The following is a 1,841-nucleotide window of genomic DNA, read 5'->3' as shown; positions in this document are numbered from 1 at the left end:
GTATGTAATGTATCTAAGATCTTATCCGCTGTTTCCGGCAGGAAACTCTTCAATAAAACAGCACTGATACGAATAGATTCCAATAAATTATACAATACAGTTGCCAAACGATCTTTTTTATCTTCTTCCTTGGCCAGCGCCCAAGGCATCGTCTGATCAATGTATTTATTGGAGCGACGAAGCAGCGTAAAGATTTCATCCAACGCATCCCCCACGCGCAGTTCTTCCATTTTGGCTTCCACTTTAGATAACGTGTTCTGGGCCAGTTCGATCAATTCTTTATCAACATCTTCTTCAACATGTGGATTTAGAATCTGTCCGTCAAAATATTTATTGGACATTGCTACCGTACGAGAAACCAGATTTCCTAAAATATTAGCCAGATCGGAATTGATTCTTTCTACGACCAACTCCCATGTGATCGTTCCATCCTGTGCAAACGGCATTTCATGCAGGCAATAGTAACGCACCGCATCCACACCAAAATGACGTACCAAATCTTCGGCATAAATAACATTTCCCTTAGATTTGGACATTTTTCCATCCCCGATCAAAAGCCATGGATGTCCGAAGACTTTCTTTGGCAATGGTTCTCCTAAAGCCATCAGGATAATCGGCCAGTAGATTGTATGGAAACGCAGTATGTCTTTTCCGATGATGTGGGTAGCCGGCCAGTATTTTTTATACTTTGGATCACTGTTGCCATAGGCATCATAGCCTAATGAAGTGATATAGTTGGATAACGCATCGATCCATACATAAACGATATGACCTTCATCAAAATCAACCGGAATTCCCCATTTAAAGGAAGTTCTGGATACACAAAGATCTTGTAATCCCGGGCGTAAGAAGTTATTCAACATCTCGTTTTTACGAGATTCTGGCTGAATAAAATCCGGATGCTCTTCAATGTATTGAATCAAGCGATCGGCATATTTCTGTAAATTTAAGAAGTAAGCTTCTTCTTTGGCTTTTTGTACCGGTCTTCCACAATCCGGACATTTACCATCCACTAACTGCGATTCCGTCCAGAATGACTCACATGGTGTACAATACCATCCTTCATACACTCCTTTATAAATATCACCCTGTTCATACAGCTTGCGGAAGATCTTCTGTACACGCTTCATATGATCTTTGTCCGTAGTACGGATAAAGTAATCATAGCTGGTATTCATCAGATCCCAGTTGGAGCGAATCTTTGTCGAAATGGAATCGACAAATTCCTGGCAGGATACACTGGCTTCCTTCGCCTTTTCTTCAATTTTGATACCGTGTTCATCGGTTCCGGTCTGGAAGAACACATCGTATCCCTGTGCTCTTTTAAAGCGGGCAATCGCATCACTTAAAATGATCTCATACGTATTTCCGATATGAGGTCTTCCGGATGTATAGGCGATTGCAGTTGTTAAATAAAAAGGTCCTTTATTTTCCATATTGTCCTCCTATAAAATAAAAAAAGCCTTCCTCCCAAGGACGAAAGCTTCGTGGTACCACCTTAGTTCGTATCTGTATAGATTACAAATACCTCATTGGCCGTTAACGCCGGCTACGTTTCTTTCTACATTATTCAAAAGAACGGCTCCAAGTCCATGTTCCCATCTTTTCTGTCACAGAATTTCACCAAACTTCTGCTCTCTTTGCACAGTCCAAATGGTACTCTACTTTTCTTTGCCTTTTAATGCCTGTATTATACGATAGAAATTTTGTTTAAACAAGTACATAGAAAAAAGAAGGCGAAAACACCGAGGCTGCTGAAAAAGTCTTCAAGAGATGAATAGAAAAGAATCTTTCGAAAAAGCAAAATATAAAGAGGTTAGAATAAGTGATCACAGTATGCT

At 40.1% G+C, this 1,841-nt stretch carries 1 protein-coding gene and 1 other annotated feature; the gene reads right to left on the bottom strand.

Translation table 11 applies throughout. The features are described 5' to 3' along the window. Positions 1–1,436, bottom strand: a 1,436-nt coding sequence (metG, locus tag U0M88_RS02310; RefSeq protein WP_331868781.1) for a methionine--tRNA ligase, incomplete at its 3' end; no start/stop codon positions are given. 33 nt (positions 1,437–1,469) lie between these two features. After that, positions 1,470–1,681, bottom strand: a binding site (T-box leader). Between the last annotated feature and the right edge of the window lie 160 nt (positions 1,682–1,841).

It is taken from the genome of Faecalicoccus sp., from assembly GCF_036552745.1.
In the GTDB taxonomy this organism is placed as follows: domain Bacteria; phylum Bacillota_I; class Bacilli_A; order Erysipelotrichales; family Erysipelotrichaceae; genus Faecalicoccus.
This window is presented reverse-complemented; position numbering and strand designations above follow the sequence as displayed.